The following is a 23,146-nucleotide window of genomic DNA, read 5'->3' on the forward strand; positions in this document are numbered from 1 at the left end:
GATACGCTTAAGGATTGTGTTGAAAGTTGCTTGGTATAATTCGGTTTTAACTATAAATTACCCAAATCAACTTCGGTCAAGCGCCAGCGCCCTTTTTTCTTTGAGCGTCCACCTGCGCTTTGACCACCGACTACCGCTGCGCCACCGAGCAATTTATTCAGTGTCTGACTATGATAGGCATGACAAATCGCACACGCCAAGCCATCTGCCGCATCCGCTTGCGGCTGTATCTCAAGGCTCAACAAGCGCATCACCATAAGCTGAATCTGCTCTTTGTCTGCCGCGCCATAGCCACATACCGCTTGTTTGATTTGCCGTGCGGTATATTCAGCTACTTGCAAATCTTTGGCAACCATCGCGGCAATCGCTGCACCCCGCGCCTGCCCAAGCTTGAGCGCGGTGTCGGGGTTTGATGCCATAAATACTTGCTCGATGGCGGCGGTCATGGGTTCATTGGTGTATTTTTGATAATGCTCAACGATACGGCTAATCCCATCAAATATCCGCTTGAGCCGCTCGGGCATGGTTTCCCCTTGGCTGTAAGCATGAATCGTACCTGCATCCAAATGTTCAAGTTTATCCCCACTCAACCGAATGATGCCATAGCCTGTCAGACGTGAGCCTGGGTCAATACCAATAAAGATACTCATAAAAAATGCTCGTAAAACATGCTCGTAAAAAAAGATACCCACAAAACAACTTTGCTAAAAATGCAGTCGAAGCTAAAAATATAGTCAAATTATAGCATTTATCAAAAATTTAACGAAAAAATTGCTGAATTTCAAAAAACTATTTGATAGTTTTATGCATTACCCCCATCATTATTGCATTGGTTAATGATTCATCGTTTGTTCTTTATATCTTTATAGTTTATTCACAATTTAGGAATCGTATTTTCATGGGAAATATAGTTGGGATTGCCATTGTCTGGTTGATTATTGAGATGCTAGTTTGGTATCTAATCGCACAATTTGTCAGTGGCTGGTGGGTGTTTTTGTGGTTTGTCGTGGCTGGCTTTGTGGGTGCCGCACTCATTAAAAAAGGCATAGCCACCTTAAAACCGATGGCTGGACAAGCGCAAGCTGCCATGCTTAACCCTGCCATGCGTCCCAATGAAAATTCCGTGGTTAAAGCGATTGCTTTTGCGGTGGCAGGTATCTTGTTGGTACTGCCAGGTATTTTAAGTGATATTGCGGCACTTATTGTGTTATTACCCGCGGTACAAAATAAGTTTAAAGCCTTTGCCAAAGACTATGCCACTAAAAACCCAGAAAAATTGATGCAAATGATGGCAAGCAAAATGGGCGGTATGGATCCCTCAAAAATGGGTGGCTTAGGGGGTCTTGGCGGCATGGGTGGACAAAACCCGTTTGGTGGTCAAAATCCATTTGGCGGTATGGGCGGACAAAGTCCATTTGGGGGCTTTGGTAGCAAAAATAACAATGGCGGTAAATTTGGCACGACCATTGACGGACAAGCCAAAACGGTCAACTCGAACGCCAAACGCATCACCCGCTCTGCCAATGATGACTAGACAATGGATAAAAAATTGACTGTTAAACATTGATAAATTTAAGGCATCCCTAGTATGCCTTTTTTTATGCCCTATTTTTGCGAAAAACTGGGTTTACTTTTTGCAAAAATTCATGCAATGTGATTTACTTAAGACGAAATTTGTTATATAAAATCTATAACGATACGATTTATTTCGTTTTGGAATTTTTAGGTTTGAGCGTAATTTTTATTTTTGGTAAATGTTTTTATTTTTGGTAAATAATATTAACAACATTGGTTAGCGACAAGGAGTGAATGTATGACCAGCAAAGTATATGACAGCGCAGCTGCGGCACTTGAAGGCGTCATCAAAGATGGACAAACGATTGCGGTGGGTGGTTTTGGTCTGTGTGGTATTCCCGAAGCTTTAATTGAAGCCTTGCGAGATAGCGGCGTTAAAGATTTGACCTGTATCAGCAATAACGCTGGTGTCGATGGCTTTGGTTTGGGATTATTGCTAGAGACTCGCCAAGTCAAAAAAATGATTGCGTCGTATGTGGGTGAAAACAAAGAATTTGAACGTCAGTTTTTATCGGGTGAATTGGAAGTGGAATTGACCCCACAAGGGACACTGGCAGAAAAACTGCGTGCCGGGGGTGCGGGTATCCCTGCGTTTTTTACCGCAACTGGCGTAGGCACCCAAATTGCTGAAGGTAAAGAAGAGCGTGAATTCGACGGTCGTCAATATATCCTTGAGCGCTCATTAGTCGCTGATGTGGCACTGGTCAAAGCCCAAAAAGCCGATAAAGCAGGCAACTTGATGTTTAACAAAACGGCGCGTAACTTTAACCCAGATGTCGCCACTGCAGGTAAAGTCACCATTGTTGAAGTTGAGCAATTGGTGGAAACTGGCGAGCTAGATCCCGACCAAATTCATTTGCCGGGTATTTATGTGCATCGCATCGTAGTCAATGCCAACCCAGAAAAACGCATCGAAAAAGTGACCACCAAAGAACAGACAAACTAGGATATAAGGAGATTACCATGGCATGGACTCGTGAACAAATGGCACAAAGAGCCGCAAAAGAACTACAGGACGGCTTTTATGTCAATCTAGGCATCGGTTTACCGACCTTAGTGGCGAACTATATTCCAGAAGGCGTCAACGTTTGGCTACAATCAGAAAATGGGCTGCTTGGGATTGATGAATTCCCAACACCCGATAAAGTTGACCCAGATTTAATCAATGCCGGTAAACAGACCGTCACCACAGCGACCGGTGCGAGCTTTTTTTCAAGCTCACAATCATTTGCCATGATTCGTGGCGGCAAAGTCAACCTTGCCATCTTAGGGGCAATGGAAGTTTCAGACAATGGCGATCTTGCCAACTGGATGATTCCTGGCAAGATGGTTAAAGGCATGGGCGGCGCGATGGACTTGGTCGCAGGCGTTCAACGCGTCATTGTATTGATGGAACATACCAACAAACATGGTGAGCCAAAAGTATTGGCTGAATGTACGTTACCCCTGACAGGCAAAAAAGTGGTGAATCGTATCATCTCTGATTTGGCCATCATGGATGTGACCGATAACGGTCTAAAACTGGTTGAGCTGGCAGACGGTGTCACGTTTGAAGAATTACAATCAAAAACGCCCGTAACCATTGCCCAATAACACCTGCAAAATAACAGCGCTGTCACAAGTCAGCGTTAAATTGCCATTAACAGGGCAGTGAAAAAAGACAATAATAAAGGACAGTGACGCTGTCCTTTTTTATGGTTTTGGCTTTTTTACTTTCGGTGATTTGTCCTCTATAATGACATCACTATCAACATTTATCCAACACCATGATTGCATCTCGCTTCTCTCATTCCCAATTTGTCACCGATGAAGACAATCCGCTGATTGATCGTAAATATCCCAATGAGATGGCAGCCGATGACGGCGTGGTATTGCCGCAAATTTATCGGTTTGACTTTACCGAGGTGCCAGATTTTAGCCAAACAGTGATGCAAATCACCCCGGTGATTGATGCACCCAATATCATGGTTATGCCGAATGATCATGAAGCAGTAACAGAAAATGTCACCCCTGCTACTGATAAATCTTTACGCGTGGCTCAACAAACTGCGTCATCGGCGGCGCCCACTTCGCTCAACAACCCCCTTACTTCTCAATCGCTAACCAGCAAAATCCCATCAAAAACACGCTCAAATCGCCAAGTCATTGCGCAAGCAAGAGCCCAAGCCAAACAAATTGAACAGCAAAAACAACAACAAGAACAGCAACGCCAAGCACAGGAAATCGCGCGCTACAGGGCAGAAGTTGAAGCCGCACTACTCAATCCCACACTGCATGAAGGACTGCTCAATCAGCGCAAATCCATTGCCGAATCACAGGCAGTGGTCAACAAACATGCGATTTTTGGCGAGCTTGCACAGGATTTGCAGACCATTCAATGGCTTGATTCAGACATAGCAGAACAAAGCCGAGCAATGTATGAAAAAGCGGTTGCGCTGATTCAAACAGCGCAATCAAGTGGCAATTTATTAGAAAATAATGTATTAGAAAATAGTGTACTTGAAGACAATGTAGTCGAAAATACTATATTAGCAGATAATTTGGCAAAAGCCGTACAAATAATTGATGAATTTGCCGAGAATGGTCTTGCTGATGCATTGCTGCGTCGAGCGCTGTGGCTATTTGAAGGCAATCACTTACTCAAGATTTCTCAAAACTCCCAACAAGCCTTGCTACTGTTGCAACAAGCAGCCTCACAACATGACAATCGGGCAGAGAAATTACTCAGTAAACTCTACTATGCAGGACATGGGGTCGAGCAAGATAGCGAGATGGGCAAATACTGGCTAGAGCTGGCTGCGGCACATGGTCACCCTGACGCCATGCGAATTTCGCAAGGTATTGCCACCCTGTCATTACTCAAGCAAACCCAACGCGAAGATACTAGCTATGGCAAAAAAATGGTGCTTGCAACTGCGGCGCTGATTGTGTTAATGATACTGATATTTGTAGCAGTTAAAGTTTAAAGATTTGGATGAATGACGTGATTTGGGATTAAACAAGATTAAACATCCAAATCACTACCAAAAAATTTAGCCATCATTTGGGTCATCAGATGACACTAGTGCACCCTCATCATCGCTATCCTGACGCTCATCACGCTCCTCATCATTAGGCTCATCGCTCGCTAAGTTTGGCGTCAGCAGCGGATAATTGTTTAAGATATAACAAAACAATTCAGCCGTTTTTTGGGTGTCATATAAGGCAGAATGCGCTTCATTACCATCAAATTCTAGTCCAGCGAGTTTGCACGCTCTCGCCAGTACCGTTTGCCCAAACGCAAGCGCGGATAAGGTGACGGTATCTAACACGGAGAACTGGTGAAATTGGCTTTGATTTTTGCTATTGGTACGCTCAATTAAAGCATTTAAAAAGCTCAGGTCAAAATGCGCATTATGCCCCACCAAAATACATTTGGTACATTGGGTCGATTGACGCACCGTTTTTAAATATTTAAAAATACGGCGAATGGCGGTTTTTTCATCTTCGGCAATGGCTTTTCGCATCGGGCTGTGGGGATTAATGCCGGTGAATTGCAGGGCACGCGCTTCAAGATTTGCCCCTTCAAACGGCTCAATATGGGCATTGACCGCCTCACCTGGGTAAAAACGCCCGGTATCATCCATCAAAATTGGAATACAGGCAATCTCAAGCAAGGCATCGGTTTTTGGATTGAACCCTGCTGTCTCTACATCCACCACCACGGGCAAGTAATTGCGAAAACGGTTGGCAATAGTCATGGGTTCAGTTGTGGCGGTCATACGTTACCTTGCGGAAAAAAAACAGAAAAATAAAGGGTGAACAATCATACGGCTAAATTAAATGGCATCACTTTCCAGTCCAGCGTTTGCCCAGCCATCAGCGGGGTCAAATCTTTACCGTCAAGATAAGGATAATGCTCGGGGACTTGCCAGGCTTCACGCACCAAGGTCACTTTATCACTATTGATAGGTAAGCCATAAAATTTTGCCCCGTGAATACTGGTAAAGCCTTCTAACTTATCAAGTTTGCCCACGCTGTCAAAGGCTTGCGCATACAAGGGCAGCGCAATCGATGCGCTATAACAGCCTGCACAACCGCAAGCATTTTCTTTGGTATGCGTCGCATGGGGCGCAGAGTCAGTGCCAATAAAGAATTTGGGATTACCACTGGTTGCCACATCAAGTAATACTTTTTGGTGACTTTGGCGTTTTAAAATCGGCAAGCAATAAAAATGCGGTTTAATCCCGCCCACCAGCAGGTGATTACGATTAAACAGTAAATGCTGCGGGGTAATCGTCGCTGCGACATTTTTGCCCTGTGACAACACAAAGTCAGCGGCATCACTGGTGGTGATATGCTCAAAGACGATTTTTAATTTTGGAAATTTATCAATGAGATTGACCATCACTTCATCAATAAAGCGTTTTTCACGGTCGAAAATATCAATATGATGGTGCGTCACTTCGCCATGAACCAACAGCGGCAAACCCAACGCTTCCATCTTGGCAAATACATCGGTGCAATGATTGATATGGCTCACCCCATCCGCAGAATTGGTGGTCGCACCTGCAGGATATAACTTGACTGCTTTTACTACCCCTGAATCAACGGCGGTTTCGATGTCTGCTGCCGTCAGTGACTCGGTTAAATAAAGCGTCATCAATGGCTCAAATTGCTGAGAAATACTGTCATTGGGCACTTGCGCCAAAATACGCTCACGATAAGCGATAGCATCAGCGGCTGTTTTGACGGGCGGCACCAAATTTGGCATACAAATGGCGCGGCGAAAATTGGCCGCAGCATGTGGCACCGTCGTGGCAAGCGCCTGCCCGTCCCGTAAATGAATATGCCAGTCATCAGGGGCAGTAATAGTAAAAGTATTGATAGATGCAGTCGCTGCGCTCATGATTTCCTCGAACAGTTTTGAGAGTGCCTTAAAAAACAACGTCAAAAACCGATAACTGAAGCGTTGAAAAACTTGTGCATCATAGCAGTTTTAGGCAAAAAACGACATGAAAATATTCGTAAGCCAAGTAATCTGACAAATAATACGTCAGTTTATGTCGTTTTTATGCCAGTTAGTTTTTATGCCGGTATTAATGGGTTTTGGATTTATTGCTAGGTTTTTTATTCGCGTTATTGTTTACTTTGTTATTCGCTTTGTCATCTGCCTTATTATCCATCGTGTTATTTGCTTTTTTGTCAGGCTTTTTAGCGGATTTTTTGTCAGTGGCGGTTGTTGTTGATGAGGCTTTCTGCGCTTTTTGTGGCGATTTTTGTTTTACAGTTTTATCGTTAGCAGCTGATTTTTTGCTGGCGCTAGCAGCTTTTTCAGAGGGTTTCTTGTCGCCTTTGGTCATTAAGTTAGCTTTTTTGTTATCTGTTTTAGCATTATTTCTAGAGTTAGGGCTAGAATCAAGGTTAGAGTCATTGCCAAAATCAGGGCTAGTTGTTTTTTTGCGCTCTTTGTTAGGCTGCTTTGTGTCGGATTTTTTCGTATCTCGTGCTTTTTCAGCTTGCGCTGAATGCTTATTATCTTGTGATTTGTGATTATCTCGTGGTTTATTATTCTCTTGTAGTTCAGAGATAGCTGCTTTTTTGCCACGCTCAGTCATTGTAATCGGATTAGTCTTAGCCGCTACAGAGGCGACTTTTACTATCGCCACATCGTGATAAACCGGATGTGCCACTGACATTTTTGCTGAGGGTTGGGTGGCGGCGGGCTTATCTTTGACGCTCACCAACGCGCCTGCCCCGCCAAAAACGGTGACAGATAATACGGTGGCGGTCGCAATCCAATTTTTTTGTAGCTTATCTATCCAATGACTGGGTTTGCGAACTTGCGTTTTGGCAAAAATACTGCTGGCTGAAAGGGCTGTTTGTGTGTTTGCCGTCACCGCTTTGTTTATTTGCCGATTGCCTTTTGAAATCACCTGTTGATTGAAGTGAGCCTGCGGGATGGTCATTGGCGCAATGTTAAAAAAATTGGACGCTTTATAAATAGCCATTTGCTGGACAATATGCTGTTGATAGGCAGGCAAGTCCGCAACATTTTGAATTTTTGACCATTTTAATTGCTGTTGTTGTATTGCTTGAAAACTGACAGCACGTTTAAAATTTACTGCATTCATCAGCCCCGTATCTTGTGGTAACAGGAAAAAAACCGGCTGCATCGCAAGCCACTCGGTAATCTGCGCTAAGTCTATGGTGTTTTGTAGTGAGCTTATCATATCTGCCAAATTTATCACCGCCAATGCAGTGATGGTTTGCCAAATAGTTAACAGGTTATCTAAGGGCAGATGGGTTTTTTCCAGTAGCACGCCCGCAATCATGGTTTTTTGGGTTTCATCATCAAACAACTGCTCAAAAATCGATGGGCTATTTTTAGACAGTTGTTTTAAGGTTACAAAGTTGATGCCGTTTTCAGGGAAATTTTTTGTAACTAAAGTCGTGAATAATTCGGGAATAAAACTATTTTTATCTGTTACCTGCGGCAAATTTTGATGGATTAATGACGGATTTTGCTGAATTTTTGCCGATAACTGATAAAGCACGACTTTTAATAGTTCAGGCATGACTTTTTTTAGATAACAAATTGATACGTGTGACTCATCTGCGACTAGCGGTAGCAATGGTGGCAGAGCGTTTGCCCAAAAATGATATAACGATATATGGTCAATGATATTACAAGGCATTGAAGGATTTTTTGACAGCATACTTTATCACTTAATTTACATTTTTTGGCATTGGGGTGGTTAGTGAGTTTTTAGCAATATCATAGATGCAGGGCAACTTCTTTATACGCCCTCTAAAAAAATAGCGTTAAATTTAGAAATCTTGTTGATACCTTACCATTTCAATTCGATTAAATTCATCAAATTATGATTAGAATTTGTTGTAACTTTTGTGCAAACTTAGTAAAGTAGACAACATCAAAAATTATATTTTAGCATCAATCACGTAACATTTTCTGCTCATCGAGAAATTGGTAATTTTTTCTGATTCTATTTATCTCTATCGATTTATTTAGCAGCCTTACTTACTTTCTCTAGGATAACTTTATGGCTATCTCTACCAACCTAATCAAGTCCTTTCAACTCTCGGCATTGACGACCGCACTTGCCCTCGCTGGTTGTGGCGGTGGTGGCGGTAATGATACATTGCCGCCGCCTTCGAATCCAGGTCAAAGTAATGGGGGTACCACAACTCCCACTACTAATGTTAAAGATGTTGATAGTATCACTATCACCAAATCTTTTGATACTTTCATTCTTAAACAAGACGAAAAGTTTACAATTATTGCTAATGCGTTAAAAAGTGGTAAACCTGTAGAAGGTGTAATTGTCGATGCAACCATTCCAGACCCAGCGACAAGCGGAATCTATGTCATTACACCAACACCTATTACCACCAATGCCAATGGTGAAGCAGCGATTGAACTGCAAATTAAAGATTTGGCAAAAGCAACCGCTTATTTAAAAGCAAACAGTGATAAACTTTCAATTAGTGTGAAACCAACCAATACCAAGCAAGCCATTACGAATGGAACAATTAGCTTAACTGGTGCTGCACCCTCTATATCTACTGAAATAACTAATGTTATTAACGATGCCCGTTCACTTATGCTTTCTCCCTCCAATGCAAACTTCAAACTTGAGGTAGGTACGCAAATTACAGTAAGTGCATTTGTCGCTGACAGTAAAGGCGGCGCTTTAAAAAATGTACCTGTTACTTTTGATTTATCAAATTTACCAAGTCTAGGTATTTATAATCTTTCTGGCTCTACTGTAAATACTGATGATAGAGGTATTGCTACAATTACTTTGCAAGTCATGTCTTTAGATAAAAGAGAAGATCTAAAAAATGGTTTCCAAGTTGATGCCTTTATTGATAGAGATATTGATTTAAAAGCGTCAAATAGACCAACCTTTAAAGGTGTTGATAACCTTGATACCAATAGTGGTTCGGTTACCGCTGAAAGCTTAGTTAACTCTATTATTCTAACCCCTAATGTGGACTCTATTCCCTTAACTACTGGTTCAACATTCACATTAACTGTAACGACTAATGATAAAGACAACAAACCTATTGGTAATGCGCCTATTGCCTTCACTTATCCAACACTTGCAGAATACGGACTGACGGTAGCAAATTCTTCGGCAACTACGAATGGATCTGGTCAAGCTACTGTTACTTTCACAGTAAACTCACTGACTACTGCTCAAAAAGCTAAATTAATCGAAGGCTTCACCGTTAATGCATCTTCTAATGGTAAATTTGCCCAAGCAAGCTTGACGGCTAAAAATGAAACAGCTGAAAGTTTAGTAAACTCAATTAGCTTAACCCCGAGCGTTGATACAATCTCTTTAGCGCCTAACGCTCAGTTTAGTATAACCGCAACAACGCTTGGTAAAGATGGCAGACCTGTTAGCAATGCACCTGTCGCATTTAGTTATCCCACACTCGCTGATTATGGACTAACCATAGCCAGTTCTTCTCCTAATACGAATGGTTCAGGCCAAGCAGTGATGACTTTTGCTGTCAACGCTTCTTTGACCACAGCCCAAAAAGCTAAACTAGCTGAAGGCTTTACGGTAAATGCATCTTCAAACGCTAAGACCGCTACTGCCGTTACTTTAAAATCTATTAAAGTAGCAACTGTTGCAGATATCGCTAAAGTTAATTTAGTTACAGACAAGGACACATTGACAACCAACACTGGCGACACCATCAATGTAACCGCGCAAGTAAGAGATACAAATAACGTTAGCTTAGCGAACATGCCTGTCAGCTTTACGCTATTGGATTCGGCAACTGCAACGGGTATAACTAATACCACCCCTCTTCAGGCAACCACCGATGCCAATGGTGAAGCGGTATTAACCTTCAAAGTCGGTGCGCTTACCCCAGATCAAAAATATTATCTACAAACTAGTGGTCTATCATTTAAAGCAACTGCCGGTGCTATCACTAGCTCAACGGTAACCTTAAGAACCCAAGGAGCCATTACGGCAAATAGCGTCAATACATTACTATTAACCAGTGATTCAGCAATTCAATTGGCTTTTGGCTCAAAAGTCAAAGTCACAGCACTTGCGATGGATAAAAATGGGGCTGTCGTGCCAAATGCGCAAGTCAGCTTCAAAGTCCCAACGGATTCTGGCTTGGTCAATAACACAGGTGCAGTTGTCAATACCAACGCCAATGGTGAAGCAACCATTGAAGTTGAAATCAAAGAACTTGCCAAGGCAACGACTGCTTTACAAAATGGTTTAGTCGTCACTGCCCAATCTGGTGTGTCTGTGGGTACTACTACCGTCCGCAGCGCAACAAGCAATGCCAATACTGAAGCCTACAAGCTATTTGTTAGTCCATCAAAACAGACTTTGACTACAGCTAATGATTCTTCAACCTTAACGATAAGAGTGACTGACGTTAATGGTGGTATCAAAGCAGGTATTCCTGTTCAGCTACAAATGGTTGATGGTATCGATAAAGGATTATCATTTAACAAAACCTCTCAGCTTACCACAGATGCAAATGGGTTAGTTATTGTTGACTTAGTACAATCTGATATTGGTCTAGCATCAAAACTCGACCATACAGGTAAAATTAAAGTCATCGTCAATGACGGTGTTTATAAACAACAAGAACAAGAGCTAGTATTTAAAATAACAGGTACAAAAGTCAGCAATCCTACGGCATCTAAAACTTCTGTAAATGACAGTGAAACTGTGATACTCAGTGGCAAATTAGTAACTGGGCAAGTAGTGAATGGTGTTGAAACACCAATTGCAAATACAGAACTTGAGTTATTTAATAGCGCTGATCCATCGACAGTTTTAGCAACCATTAGTACTGATACAGTAGGTCAGTATACATTAAATAAAATCGTCTCTGAATTAGGTTCAACTGACAATAATGGCAAGTTAAACCTTTCTTTACGTGTTCGTGATACTGCTTTATCTACTTATCAAGTCTTTAATGATATCTATACATTAACCAAAGTTAACTCAGCCAATATTGCAATGGTTGTCTACAATACTACTAGTGTTATTAAAGGTGATGAAGCTATTAACAACGAGGTATCAGTTACTGATTCACATGCTGTTACATTAAATGTACCAAAGGCTATTATCACTTCAGCTAATTTTAATAATGCTGTAAGCCCTGTAATATATGTTTCAACGACTAAAGGTACATTAATTCAGGGAACACAAACGGGGACTCGTATTGCTGTTCCTGTTATTATTGATTCTGCTGGTGATTGGAAAGCTCAATTAACCATTAATTCTAATGTGGCTGGTAGTGCAACTATCAAATTTGAAACAGATAAGGCTATTGAATTAAAAACGGATAATGTTACATTCATCTCTAAAGATGTACGTAAACTATTCCTAAATCCAAATATCAGTATTGTCAACACGAATGGCGAAGCAAAAATTACCGCAACCGTTAAAGATGGTGATGATAGACCGATTAGAAATGCAATTGTTGAGTTCTCATTAATTAAAGATGCATCAGGCGGTAGAATTAGCAGTAGCTATGCTCTAACGGATGATAGTGGACTTGCGACTATCAGTTATTTTTCTGGCAAAATTCCGACACAAACAAACGGTGTGACCATACGTTCTACGGTAAAAAATGTTCGTATTGGTAACACTAATGCAGATGTAGGTCCACAAACAACAGATACGAGTTTGACAGTGCAAAACCAAGCTTCTTATATCGGTGTAAGCCTAGCTGACAAATTAGATACCACCTTAAATGATCCAGTCTATTATTTTAAAGATGGCTCGCTCTATGTGGTAAATAGCCTTGGTAAACCTGCAGTAAATCAACCTGTTTCTATCGCTATATCACCAGATTATTATAGAGGTGGTGAATTTACGGTTCTCACGAATAGCAGTGGTACTCAATATTGGGCTCTTCAGTATTATCGCAACTTTACTGATAGTAGCTTAATGAAAATTGATACAACATCACTAAGATATGCCACTAACTTAGATGAGATTACTTGCCAATCTGAAGACATCAATAACAATGGTATATTAGATATCTCTGAGGATGTCAATAACAATGGTAAGTTAGATCCATTTAATCCTGTAACGCTGCTTAGTCGTGATGGTACACCAGTTGCCCTCAGTGGTGATGGTACTGCAACACTAGTTACTGATAACACTGGTAAATTAGATTTCAAATTACGTTATCCAAAAGATACAGCAAGCTGGTTTACTGCCAAACTGACAGTGTCAACTAAGGTGGACGGCACAGAATCGAGAAACCAATTACAAAGAATTGAATTCCCTGTACTTGTTTCTGACGTTACAGACTTTACTATTAGACCAAATTGGAAAAGTCCATTTGCGTATGCCAATGTCATTAAAATTAACAACGATGGAAAATGTGTAGCGCCATTACCATAATTTATTTGCCACCTAATGCGAAAACCCCTTACACAATGTAAGGGGTTTTTATTTTTATTTGCAAAAATTCAAAAGACTAAGTCAACATCCGCCCACGTGCGGTGCGTACGATATAACCTTGCTGAATCAGATACGGCTCAATCACATCTTCAAGCGTGCCTCTATCTTCAGCGAGTGCGGCTGCGATTGACTCAACCCCCGCAGGTCCGCCATTAAAACGCTCTTCTAGCATCTCAAGATAACGTCTATCAAGATTATCAAGCCCGCGTTTATCAACTGCCAGCATATCGAGTGCGCTATGGGCAATTTCAGCGGTGACGGTGCCATCGCCTTTAACTTGGGCATAGTCGCGTACGCGGCGTAGCAACCGATTGGCAATACGCGGTGTACCGCGCGAACGTCTAGCGACTTCGACTGCCCCTTCTTTGGTCATAGGCACGTTAAGCAATCCAGCCGATCTTGTGACAATGGTCGTTAAGTCCGCCACATTATAAAACTCCAATCGCTGTACAATCCCGAATCTATCCCGCAGTGGCGAGGTCAACAAACCTGCTCGCGTGGTCGCAGCCACCAAAGTAAAAGGCGGTAAATCAAGCTTGATAGAACGGGCGGCAGGTCCTTCGCCAATCATAATATCAAGCTGAAAATCTTCCATCGCAGGATACAAGATTTCTTCAATCATCGGACTTAAACGGTGAATCTCATCAATAAACAGCACATCACCCGGCTCTAGATTGGTCAGCATCGCTGCCAAATCACCCGCGCGTTCAAGCACAGGACCAGACGTTGAGCGCAGATTACCGCCCATCTCACGGGCGATAATGTTGGCGAGTGTGGTTTTACCCAGTCCAGGCGGTCCAAATATTAAGGTATGGTCGAGCGCTTCTTTTCTCGATAATGCCGCGTTGATAAACACGCCCATTTGTTCTTTGACCACAGGCTGACCGATATATTCAGCGAGTAACGCTGGACGAATATTATTGTCATTTTGGTCTTCTGAACGCCCCATCGGACTAATCAGACGTTGCTGCGAATTGGCACTTGAAAAAGGTGGAATCATAAGTATTTGACACTAGTTGCAAGTTTTAAAGAGGATAATAGCACTGGCAAATCTTGCAAGTGCTATGGGATGTAGAGAGAAAAAGTAAAAAAATTTAGGGCAACACACGGTACAATGTCATATCACATCGGGTGCCTTTACTATCCTTGCACCACTGCATTTGCTCACCTTGTTGTTTGACATAAGCAACCAAAATATCGCCGGTCTGGTCAACGCGATTGCCGGAACAGTCTGTTGCATTGTTATCATATTGGGTCTGAATCGCTAGTGCAGGCAAACCATCCCCTGTGTCAGCGTACAAATATTTGCCGTACGTAAACTCCTGACCGCTTGAACCGATAAACTGCTGATCGCGCCCAAAATTATACCGCTCTTGGCAACTTGGCTGCGCAGCGTCGGTTTTATCAAGTCGCAGCTGCCACTGTCCTGCGATATTTGGCAAAATATGCGTCGACACTTGCGCCACTTGCTGTTGGGTTTTGCTATCATCGGGCAACGTACCGCCCATGGCTAGACTGGTTAAAATGCCTACCAACGAAATATTCATGAAGTCCATCGTTATTTTATTCCTTTTATCATGCCATCTTTATAAGCTAACAACCCAACTCATCTACCAGTTCTCAATCAGCCAATTTTCACTCAGCGAGGTTAGCACTGACCTTTATAGTAACTTTTAACAACTTTTGGTATTTGGGGTTAATATTCAAAGATATTCAAAATGTTAAAGGCTAAATTATTGTGCTTTTAATGGGGTCAGCACGCAAAAATTTAACCTAGAACCAAAAAAATTATTTAAGCACTTTATTTAAACACTTTAACTTTATTTGACTACTTAAAGTTTCATGTTCATCAGTGGCTTTAATCATACTTGCTTTTGGCTTTATTTGCTATAACACAATAATGCTCATAATGCAGTCTTGCCAAAACATCAGGCGGTCATAAAATCTGTGCAAATTTGCTTGTCAAAAAGTTAAAAACCCAGCATAATAACCGAAGATTTCAGGAGAGAATGTTGTTTTGTTTTTCATCAAATTATGAAATACCAAAACCATCACCGAAGGCGTAAAGACCCTATAATCGCTCAGGTAAAAGGACTGGAATCGTAATTTTTGGCAGTGTTATGCACTGCATCAAAATATAACAAATCTGGAGAGTGTATTGCTTTGCAATACCACCGAAGGGGAAAAGATTGACTTGTCTATCTGTACTATAAGCTATATTACAAGAAATTGATAAGCCGATTGAAAATCTCAGGTAACAGGACAGATAGGGCTGATAGCTACCGACATCAGGTTGGATTAGTTTTAGTGCTCTATTGATGTGCGATGTTTGGCTTTAGCGTTTTATCCGACGCTATTAAAACACCAAATAAACCATCAAACCGTTATTTGATTTTACCCACTCAAGGATTTGCCATGTCAGCCACAGACAAGCCTTTAAACCGCACCCCTTTTTATCAATCCCACATCGATAGCAACGGCAAAATCGTTGACTTCTCTGGTTGGGAATTGCCTATCCATTATGGCTCACAGATTCAAGAACATGACGCCGTGCGTACCGATGCGGGTATGTTTGACGTGTCACATATGGTGGTGACTGACATCGCCGGTAAAGACGCCAAAGCTTGGCTGCAAAAACTGCTTGCCAATGATGTCGCCAAACTCAAATTTGTCGGTAAAGCGCTTTATTCTGCCATGCTAAACGAGAACGGCGGCGTGATTGATGACTTAATCGTTTACCGGATGAACGATGCAGAGACCGAGTATCGCATCGTCTCAAATGCTGCCACCCGTGATAAAGATTTGGCACAGTTTGACAAAATCGCCAAAGACTTTGCCGTCACCATTACCGAGCGCCCAGAACTTGCTATGCTTGCAGTGCAAGGTCCCAATGCCCTGCACAAACTAAGCCAAGCCAAACCAAATTGGGCAGATAGCCTAGCTGTGCTAAAACCGTTTGTGGGCAAAGATTTGACCGACATTGAAGGCGCAGATTGGTTTGTGGCGCGTACCGGTTATACGGGTGAAGATGGCGTTGAAGTCATTTTGCCACAAGCGCAAGCCTCAGCATTTTTTACCTTACTCAAAGACCATGGCATCGCTCCAGCAGGCTTAGGTGCTCGTGATACATTACGTCTTGAAGCGGGTATGAATTTGTATGGCCATGAGATGGATGAAACCATCAATCCGTATGAATGCGGTATGGCATGGACGTTAGCGGTAAAAGATGATCGGAATTTCGTGGGTCGTGAGGCTATGCAAGCCAAACAAGACCAAGCGATTGCTGGGGGTAATGACGTCATGCAAGTAGGCTTAGTGCTAGAGTCACGTGGGGTACTGCGTGAAGGCATGACGGTCACGCTAGACAATGGCAAAACTGGGGTAATCACTAGCGGCACTTTTAGCCCAAGCCTAAAACAATCGATTGCGATTGCCCGTATTCCAAAGACGACGGATACAGCAGCCACCGTTGATTTGCGGGGCACACCGACGCCAGTACGTATCATTTCGTTACCGTTTGTTAGAAATGGCAACAAACAATTCAACTAGGATTTTATCGTGTTATGATGGATTTAACGCTTATTAATGAACAATATTCAAATGATTAGTCAGCGTAATTTGAAAAACCAATAATAAATTCATCATACTTAGAAGGTAAAATCATGAAAAAGTTACTCTTTGTTGTACCGTTTTTGGCAAGTTTGGCGGCCTGTACTTCAACCCAAGTTGCACAGCCTAGTCCGTCACAAGTGTTGGCAGTTCAAGCAAATTCACAAACCTTTAAATGCGACAACAACACTGAAGTTGTGGCATTCTACGGTCAAGAAAACGGCAGCAATGTCGCAAATTTAAAAATCACCTCGCCAATGCTCGGTCTAAACCAAGCCGCGATGGTATTAAAACAAGATGTATCAGGCTCGGGTAACCGCTATACCTTGTCAAATGCAACCAAAACTACCATGTATGATTGGGGCGTTAAAGGTGCAGAAGGTGCGTTAACCGTGACCTCACAAGGTCGTGATTATAACTTTGTGTGTAATGCTATTTAATCCGATTCACTTGTTGAATGGGTTAAACCGCTAAGTTGGTTTTTAAGTTTGGTCGATATACATTGTATCGACCAAATTTTTGTTACTCAGTTTGTTAAATTACTTAGGTTTTAAATACTAGGCTTTTAAAACTAGGCTTTTAAAAATGTTTAGTAAAAAGGCGCCAAGTGTGACTGCTTGGCTAACAGCCTTTTATTTTCACCCCTACTTTCGCTTTGAGGAAAATAGTTATGAGCAATATTCCAGCAGATTTAAAATATGTGGCTAGTCATGAATGGTTACGCCAAGAAGAAGACGGTACTATCACTGTGGGTATTACTCACCACGCCCAAGACTTGCTCGGTGACATCGTATATGTTGAATTGCCTGAAGTGGGTGAACACGTTGACGTGGATGCTGAAATTGCCGTGGTCGAATCTGTAAAAGCTGCCTCGGATGTTTACGCGCCCATCGCTGGTGAAATCCTAGCAGTCAATGAAGCATTGGTAGATGCGCCAGAAACCATTAATGAAGACCCTTATGGCGAAGGTTGGTTCTTTAAAATCAAACCAGACAATGCCGATGATTACCAAGGCTTGATGGACGCAGACGAGTACCAAGATAGTATTTAATTATCTTTATCTCATTGCTTTTATCTAATCGTCGTTATAGAGCCTAGCACTAAGGTAATCGCTTGATTACCTTAGTCTATTATCCTATCAATTAACTGTAATGCATCCTTTATTTTGTTAACTTGAGAGCTGCTATGTCAACACTTACCCCGCTTGCTGACCCAAAAAAAGCCAGTTTTTATGATGTGGTGAGCACTCGCCGTTCGGTACGACGCTTTACCAAAACGCCCATCAGTGATGAAGTGCTCAATGCTTGTCTCGATATGGCGATGTTAGCGCCTAGCTCAAGTAATTTACAGCCTTGGCAATTTTTTGTGATTGAATCTGAAGAAAAGCGCCAAAAAACTGTGACCTATTGTATGAGCCAAAATGCAGCAAAAACCGCCAATAAGCTGATTGTCGTGGTCGCTCGTACTGACACGTGGCGTCAACATGCCAAAGACAATATCAAGTATTTTCCCGTCAAACCCGTACCAAAACCTGTGCAAGATTATTATGGCAAGCTTATTCCGCTGACCATGACGCGCGGTGTGATGAATGTGTTCACTCCTGCCAAATGGGCGCTGACACAAGCCACGCGCAAAGTCAAAGGTGCGATGGTTGACCCCATCTATGATGCTGACGATCTCAAAAACTGGGCACTCATTAGCACCTCACTGGCTGCCGAGAATTTGATGCTCGCCTTGCGTGCCCACGGTTTTGATAGTTGTCCGATGGGGGGATTTGATGAGCCACAACTCAAAAAATTGCTTGACCTCAATGAAGAGCAGCATATTTGTATGGTGATTGCTGCCGGTGAGCGCGACGAGCGTGGTATCTATAGTGAGCAATACCGTTTTGAGCGTGAGCGCTTTATCGTTAAGGTGTAATATCGTTAAAGTGTAATTTTTATCCATTCAACCGATGTTTGTCATGGTAGCCATGACAAAACCTGCTATTTTTATTTTCAATGTTTTATCAGACGCTAAAGGAAACTTGAATGAGTCAACCGTCTTTTCAATCATTTGCTGATTTATTCCAATCATCAGAATTTATTCATCGTCATGTTGGCATTAGCCAAGATGAAAAAGAAGCAATGCTACAAGCCGTCGGCGCTGACAGCATGGCAAGCTTTATTGAACAGACGGTGCCAGCTTCTGTACGTCTTAGCAAAGAGTTAGATTTGCCCCTCAGTATGACTGAGCATGATGCCTTGGCAAAGTTGCGTGGGTTGGCGGATAAAATCAAGGTCAATAAAAGCTATATTGGCTTAGGCTATTATCCGACTCGCTTACCTGCGGTGATTCAACGTAATGTGCTTGAAAACCCAGGCTGGTACACGGCTTATACCCCTTACCAAGCGGAGATTGCCCAAGGTCGCTTAGAGGCATTACTTAACTTCCAACAAGTTTGTATTGACTTATCAGGTCTTGAATTGGCGGGCGCAAGTTTGCTTGACGAAGCGACGGCGGCGGCTGAAGCGATGGCGATGGCAAAACGCGTGGGTAAAAGTAAATCTAACCAATTTTTTGTTGATAGCCGTATCTACCCTCAAACCTTAGATGTCATCAAAACCCGTGCCAAATATTTTGGTTGGGAGATAGTGGTCGGTGATTTTGACGTTGCCAAGAATGGCGATTTCTTTGGCGCAATTTTCCAGTACGTGGGTAGCGAAGGCGATGTGGTTGATTTAACTGATATCATCAGTGCGGTCAAAGCCAAAGGCACGCAAACAATCGTTGCCGCTGATGTGATGAGTCTAGTACTTCTCAAATCACCGGGTAGCATGGGTGCGGATGTGGCACTCGGCAACACCCAGCGTTTTGGTGTGCCGATGGGCTTTGGTGGTCCACACGCGGCCTATTTTGCGTTTAAAGACAGTGCCAAGCGCTCTGCCCCAGGTCGTATCATTGGCGTATCAGTGGATGCCCAAGGTAAACAAGCCTTGCGTATGGCACTACAAACCCGTGAACAACATATCCGCCGCGAAAAAGCCAACTCAAATATTTGTACATCGCAAGTGTTACTGGCCAATTTGGCTGGGATGTATGCGGTGTATCATGGTCCCGAAGGCGTCAAACGTATCGCCACCCGCATTCATGCGTTAGCAAGCGCTTTTGCCCAAGCCATCAAACAAGCTGGTATGTCGATTGTGCATGAGCAGTTTTTTGATACCGTGTTGGTGAACACCCAAGGTCAAACTGAGCAAATCTATCAAAATGCCCTCAATATCGGCTATAACCTGCGCAAAGTAGACGATAACCATATCGCCATTGCCTTTAACGAAACCAGTGACGCAGCGGATTTTGGTATACTCACGCAGTTATTCACAGGCGTAGCCGCTCAATTATCTGATGATATCAGCTTGTCTTTGCCAGCGTCATTGCTACGTACCGATGCGATTTTAACTCATCCTGTCTTTAATCGTTATCACACCGAACATGAAATGCTGCGTTATTTGAAAAAGCTAGAAAACAAAGACTTGGCGATGAATCACAGTATGATTTCGCTGGGTAGTTGTACCATGAAACTTAACGCCACTAGCGAAATGCTACCGATTACTTGGAATGAATTTGCCAATGTGCACCCATTTGCGCCACGTGAACAAGTGGGCGGCTATATTGAAATGATTGAAGGCTTGCAAGAGCAACTCAAAGCCATCACAGGGTTTGATGCTATCTCTATGCAGCCAAACTCAGGCGCATCAGGCGAGTACGCAGGACTATTGGCGATTCGTCGTTATCATGAAAGCTTAGGTCAACCCAATCGTCATATCTGCCTGATTCCGCGCTCCGCACACGGCACCAATCCCGCCACAGCACAAATGATGGGGATGGAAGTCGTCGTGGTAGCCACCGATGAGCGTGGTAACGTTGATATTGCCGACTTGACTGAAAAAGCGGAAAAATACAGCGACAATTTGGGCGCCTTGATGATTACTTACCCTTCGACGCACGGTGTGTTTGAAGAAGGTATCCGTGATATCTGTGACTTGATTCATCAACACGGCGGTCAAGTGTATATGGATGGCGCTAACATGAACGCGCAGGTCAGTATGATGCAACCTGCGGATGTCGGTGCTGACGTCCTACACATGAATTTGCACAAAACTTTCTGTATTCCACACGGCGGCGGCGGACCTGGTATGGGTCCTATCGGCATGAAATCACATTTGGCGCCTTTTATTGCCAACCACGTCGTATCTGCGGTACCCAATGCACAAGATGGCATGAGTGCGGTATCGGCTGCCCCGTTTGGTTCAGCCAGCATCTTGCCTATTTCATGGATGTATATCACCATGATGGGTCGTGATGGCTTGGTGCAAGCGACAGAAGCTGCGTTATTAAATGCCAATTACACGGCTATGAAATTAAAAGACCATTACCCCGTGCTTTATAGTGGTGAAAATGGTCGCGTCGCCCATGAATGTATCATTGATATCCGCCCACTAAAAGCCGAAACAGGCATCACCGAAGTTGATATCGCCAAACGCTTAATGGATTACGGGTTTCATGCGCCAACGATGTCTTTCCCCGTGGCAGGTACTTTGATGATTGAGCCGACTGAGTCGGAAAGCAAAGAAGAGCTAGACCGCTTTATCTCAGCTTTCATTCAAATCAAAGCTGAGGCGATGAAAGTTAAAAACGGCGAGTGGCCAGCAGATAACAACCCACTGGTGAACGCACCACACACCGCGCAAGTGGTAACCGGTGACTGGGATCGTCCATACAGCCGTGAAGAAGCCGCCTATCCACTTGCCTATGTACGTGACAATAAGTTTTGGCCATCGGTGAGCCGTATCGATGATGTGTATGGCGACAAAAACTTAATCTGTTCTTGCCCCGATATCTCAAGCTATGAGAATGGTGAAATCGCAGAGTAAACCTCAATCAATACTTACCGTATTTATTACAAAAGCCATGCAAAAATGTGTGGCTTTTTGCTATAAAGCCAATTGCGAGTCAAAAGAATTCTGTTATGATGCAGGGGACTCAAAAAAATTGTAATCACTACGCGTGACTTTAAACCCATAATAAGTCAAGGATGACATTATGTTTAGTACCATTGCGATTATTATTTCGCTATTTCTATTAATGTATTTTGCCTATCGCGGCTATTCTGTATTAATTTTAGCGCCCTTGATGGCAACCCTAGCGGTGGCGCTATCAGGCGATATTCTAAGCTCACTACCTATCTATACCACCGTTTTTATGAAAGCGTTGAGTGGCTTTCTATTGAAGTTTTTTCCCATATTTTTGCTCGGGGCGGTGTTTGGTCAGCTCATGGCAGACTCTGGGGCTGCCACAGCGATTGCCAGAACGGTGGTTAGTAAATTAGGCGCGAATAAAGCCATACTGGCTGTGGTTTTGGTCTGTGCGATTTTAACCTATGGCGGTGTGTCGCTGTTTGTGGTGGCTTTTGCCATTTATCCGATTGCTAAAGATTTGTTCAAGTCAGCAGGGGTGCCAAAAAGGCTAATTCCAGGGGCGATTGCGTTAGGGTCATTTACCTTTACTATGACAGCGTTACCCGGGACACCGGCCATCCAAAACGCCATTCCCATTCCCTATTATGGTACCAATGCCTTTGCTGCACCCATACTGGGTATTATTGGTTCGCTTGTGATGTTTGGCTTGGGCATGCTGTGGCTGCAACGACGTGCCCATAGTGCCAAAACGGCTGGCGAGGGATATGGTATTCATGAAGATGATGAGCTGCACGCTGATAACCTAGACCCCCATCACACCTCTTTTATGGTGGCGATGATTCCTTTGGTATTGGTCATCGGCATAAATGCCTTGTTAACGTATGCGGTTTTTCCGAGTATGGATTTCTCTGCACTGCAAGCGCAGTTTAAAGACTTGGATATCAAGGGCGCTTTGGGACTTTGGTCAATCATTATCGCTTTAGTCACCGCGATTATTGCTTTGATTGTGCTGCGCCTAGGCAAATGGACGAACTTGCAACACAGTCTTAATAAAGGCACTTATAGCTCTATGTTGCCTATTTTTAATACAGGTTCAGAAGTCGGTTATGGTGCGGTGATTGCCACATTGGCGGGGTTTGCGGTGTTACGAGATAGCGTGTTAAATCTATCGCCTAGCAATCCATTAATCTCAGAAGCCGTGGCTATGACCACCTTAGCGGGCATCACTGGTTCTTCTTCTGGCGGCTTGAGTATCGCGCTGCCCATTTTAGGCAAAGAATATTTGGCGCAGGCAGTGGCACATGGGATAAATCCTGAGTTACTGCATCGTGTCGCGGTGATGGCAGCAGGTGGCTTAGACACGCTACCGCATAGTGGTGCGGTGATTACGTTATTTGCCATTTGCCATTTGACCCACAAGCAATCTTATAAAGATGTCGCCATAGTGACGATGGCAATTCCGCTGATTGCGGTGACGGTGGTGATTGCTTTGGGTACCATGCTAGGTTCTTTTTAAGCGTTTTATTTTTAATCGGT

17 protein-coding genes and 2 riboswitches are annotated in these 23,146 nt (G+C 43.1%); of the genes, 11 read left to right on the forward strand and 6 right to left on the reverse strand.

The window, feature by feature from the left end; all coding sequences use genetic code 11:
* Positions 1-50 precede the first annotated feature (50 nt).
* Positions 51-650: a crossover junction endodeoxyribonuclease RuvC gene (gene ruvC / locus RT084_RS08605; protein ID WP_313099259.1), complete on the reverse strand. Its 600-nt coding sequence runs from the start codon at positions 648-650 to the stop codon at positions 51-53.
* Between the two features lie 248 nt (positions 651-898).
* On the opposite strand from ruvC, the gene RT084_RS08610 reads away from it, so the two are divergent.
* From RT084_RS08610 to RT084_RS08625, 4 genes are all read left to right on the forward strand, one after another.
* Positions 899-1,534, forward strand: a complete 636-nt coding sequence (locus tag RT084_RS08610) for an FxsA family protein (RefSeq protein WP_313099262.1) — start codon at positions 899-901, stop codon at positions 1,532-1,534.
* A gap of 279 nt (positions 1,535-1,813) precedes the next feature.
* The gene (locus RT084_RS08615) at positions 1,814-2,521 is read left to right on the forward strand and encodes a CoA transferase subunit A (RefSeq protein WP_007114900.1); all 708 of its coding nucleotides are present in this window, start codon (positions 1,814-1,816) and stop codon (positions 2,519-2,521) included.
* Positions 2,522-2,538: 17 nt separating this feature from the next.
* Positions 2,539-3,168, forward strand: a complete 630-nt coding sequence (locus RT084_RS08620; protein ID WP_007114899.1) for a 3-oxoacid CoA-transferase subunit B — start codon at positions 2,539-2,541, stop codon at positions 3,166-3,168.
* Positions 3,169-3,341: 173 nt separating this feature from the next.
* Positions 3,342-4,541: an SEL1-like repeat protein gene (locus RT084_RS08625; RefSeq protein WP_313099266.1), complete on the forward strand. Its 1,200-nt coding sequence runs from the start codon at positions 3,342-3,344 to the stop codon at positions 4,539-4,541.
* A 66-nt stretch (positions 4,542-4,607) separates the two neighbouring features.
* On the opposite strand, the gene rnt is transcribed toward RT084_RS08625, so the two are convergent.
* From rnt to RT084_RS08640, 3 genes are all read right to left on the reverse strand, one after another.
* Positions 4,608-5,336: a ribonuclease T gene (rnt, locus tag RT084_RS08630; protein ID WP_284034270.1), complete on the reverse strand. Its 729-nt coding sequence runs from the start codon at positions 5,334-5,336 to the stop codon at positions 4,608-4,610.
* Positions 5,337-5,380: 44 nt separating this feature from the next.
* The gene (gene pyrC / locus RT084_RS08635) at positions 5,381-6,463 is read right to left on the reverse strand and encodes a dihydroorotase (RefSeq protein ID WP_313099271.1); all 1,083 of its coding nucleotides are present in this window, start codon (positions 6,461-6,463) and stop codon (positions 5,381-5,383) included.
* Positions 6,464-6,653: 190 nt separating this feature from the next.
* A complete protein-coding gene (locus tag RT084_RS08640; RefSeq protein WP_313099274.1) occupies positions 6,654-8,273 on the reverse strand; it encodes a hypothetical protein in 1,620 nt (539 codons plus the stop codon).
* Positions 8,274-8,618: 345 nt separating this feature from the next.
* Here RT084_RS08640 and RT084_RS08645 point away from each other — a divergent pair, with 345 nt between their 5' ends.
* A complete protein-coding gene (locus RT084_RS08645) occupies positions 8,619-12,983 on the forward strand; it encodes a beta strand repeat-containing protein (RefSeq protein WP_313099276.1) in 4,365 nt (1,454 codons plus the stop codon).
* 76 nt (positions 12,984-13,059) lie between these two features.
* Here the strand turns inward: RT084_RS08645 and ruvB are convergent, their stop codons facing one another.
* Both ruvB and RT084_RS08655 read right to left on the reverse strand, forming a co-directional pair.
* Entirely contained in the window at positions 13,060-14,043 is a 984-nt protein-coding gene (ruvB, locus tag RT084_RS08650; RefSeq protein WP_007115934.1) for a Holliday junction branch migration DNA helicase RuvB, read from the reverse strand.
* Between the two features lie 94 nt (positions 14,044-14,137).
* Complete coding sequence (locus RT084_RS08655; protein ID WP_312384196.1) at positions 14,138-14,590, reverse strand: hypothetical protein; 453 nt, start codon at positions 14,588-14,590, stop codon at positions 14,138-14,140.
* A 443-nt stretch (positions 14,591-15,033) separates the two neighbouring features.
* Positions 15,034-15,150: riboswitch (glycine riboswitch) on the forward strand.
* A gap of 29 nt (positions 15,151-15,179) precedes the next feature.
* Positions 15,180-15,319, forward strand: a riboswitch (glycine riboswitch).
* 139 nt (positions 15,320-15,458) lie between these two features.
* On the opposite strand from RT084_RS08655, the gene gcvT reads away from it, so the two are divergent.
* The 6 genes from gcvT to RT084_RS08685 all read left to right on the forward strand — a co-directional run bounded on the left by gcvT (position 15,459) and on the right by RT084_RS08685 (position 23,126).
* Positions 15,459-16,592, forward strand: a complete 1,134-nt coding sequence (gcvT, locus tag RT084_RS08660) for a glycine cleavage system aminomethyltransferase GcvT (protein ID WP_313099281.1) — start codon at positions 15,459-15,461, stop codon at positions 16,590-16,592.
* 113 nt (positions 16,593-16,705) lie between these two features.
* Positions 16,706-17,092 carry an MliC family protein gene (locus tag RT084_RS08665; RefSeq protein ID WP_095356933.1) on the forward strand — a complete coding sequence of 129 codons (387 nt, stop codon included), beginning with the start codon at positions 16,706-16,708 and terminating at the stop codon, positions 17,090-17,092.
* A gap of 230 nt (positions 17,093-17,322) precedes the next feature.
* Positions 17,323-17,703 carry a glycine cleavage system protein GcvH gene (gene gcvH, locus RT084_RS08670; protein WP_007115930.1) on the forward strand — a complete coding sequence of 127 codons (381 nt, stop codon included), beginning with the start codon at positions 17,323-17,325 and terminating at the stop codon, positions 17,701-17,703.
* 134 nt (positions 17,704-17,837) lie between these two features.
* Positions 17,838-18,572: a nitroreductase family protein gene (locus tag RT084_RS08675; RefSeq protein WP_007115929.1), complete on the forward strand. Its 735-nt coding sequence runs from the start codon at positions 17,838-17,840 to the stop codon at positions 18,570-18,572.
* 110 nt (positions 18,573-18,682) lie between these two features.
* Positions 18,683-21,565 carry an aminomethyl-transferring glycine dehydrogenase gene (gene gcvP / locus RT084_RS08680; protein WP_313099287.1) on the forward strand — a complete coding sequence of 961 codons (2,883 nt, stop codon included), beginning with the start codon at positions 18,683-18,685 and terminating at the stop codon, positions 21,563-21,565.
* Between the two features lie 169 nt (positions 21,566-21,734).
* Complete coding sequence (locus RT084_RS08685; RefSeq protein WP_312384207.1) at positions 21,735-23,126, forward strand: GntP family permease; 1,392 nt, start codon at positions 21,735-21,737, stop codon at positions 23,124-23,126.
* The last annotated feature ends 20 nt before the right edge of the window (positions 23,127-23,146 follow it).

The sequence above is a fragment of the Moraxella sp. CTOTU48717 genome, from assembly GCF_032057165.1.
In the GTDB taxonomy this organism is placed as follows: domain Bacteria; phylum Pseudomonadota; class Gammaproteobacteria; order Pseudomonadales; family Moraxellaceae; genus Faucicola; species Faucicola tetraodonis.

Bases quoted from the DNA above. Each gene is read 5' to 3' on its own strand.
- RT084_RS08620 (WP_007114899.1), top strand. From the start codon at position 2,539: ATGGCATGGACTCGTGAACAAATGGCACAAAGAGCCGCAAAAGAACTA.
- gcvT (WP_313099281.1), top strand. From the start codon at position 15,459: ATGTCAGCCACAGACAAGCCTTTAAACCGCACCCCTTTTTATCAATCC.
- RT084_RS08665 (WP_095356933.1), top strand. From the start codon at position 16,706: ATGAAAAAGTTACTCTTTGTTGTACCGTTTTTGGCAAGTTTGGCGGCC.
- RT084_RS08625 (WP_313099266.1), top strand. From the start codon at position 3,342: ATGATTGCATCTCGCTTCTCTCATTCCCAATTTGTCACCGATGAAGAC.
- RT084_RS08675 (WP_007115929.1), top strand. From the start codon at position 17,838: ATGTCAACACTTACCCCGCTTGCTGACCCAAAAAAAGCCAGTTTTTAT.
- RT084_RS08685 (WP_312384207.1), top strand. From the start codon at position 21,735: ATGTTTAGTACCATTGCGATTATTATTTCGCTATTTCTATTAATGTAT.
- pyrC (WP_313099271.1), bottom strand. From the start codon at position 6,463: ATGAGCGCAGCGACTGCATCTATCAATACTTTTACTATTACTGCCCCT.
- gcvH (WP_007115930.1), top strand. From the start codon at position 17,323: ATGAGCAATATTCCAGCAGATTTAAAATATGTGGCTAGTCATGAATGG.
- RT084_RS08615 (WP_007114900.1), top strand. From the start codon at position 1,814: ATGACCAGCAAAGTATATGACAGCGCAGCTGCGGCACTTGAAGGCGTC.
- ruvC (WP_313099259.1), bottom strand. From the start codon at position 650: ATGAGTATCTTTATTGGTATTGACCCAGGCTCACGTCTGACAGGCTAT.
- RT084_RS08610 (WP_313099262.1), top strand. From the start codon at position 899: ATGGGAAATATAGTTGGGATTGCCATTGTCTGGTTGATTATTGAGATG.
- gcvP (WP_313099287.1), top strand. From the start codon at position 18,683: ATGAGTCAACCGTCTTTTCAATCATTTGCTGATTTATTCCAATCATCA.
- rnt (WP_284034270.1), bottom strand. From the start codon at position 5,336: ATGACCGCCACAACTGAACCCATGACTATTGCCAACCGTTTTCGCAAT.
- ruvB (WP_007115934.1), bottom strand. From the start codon at position 14,043: ATGATTCCACCTTTTTCAAGTGCCAATTCGCAGCAACGTCTGATTAGT.
- RT084_RS08640 (WP_313099274.1), bottom strand. From the start codon at position 8,273: ATGCTGTCAAAAAATCCTTCAATGCCTTGTAATATCATTGACCATATA.
- RT084_RS08655 (WP_312384196.1), bottom strand. From the start codon at position 14,590: ATGAATATTTCGTTGGTAGGCATTTTAACCAGTCTAGCCATGGGCGGT.
- RT084_RS08645 (WP_313099276.1), top strand. From the start codon at position 8,619: ATGGCTATCTCTACCAACCTAATCAAGTCCTTTCAACTCTCGGCATTG.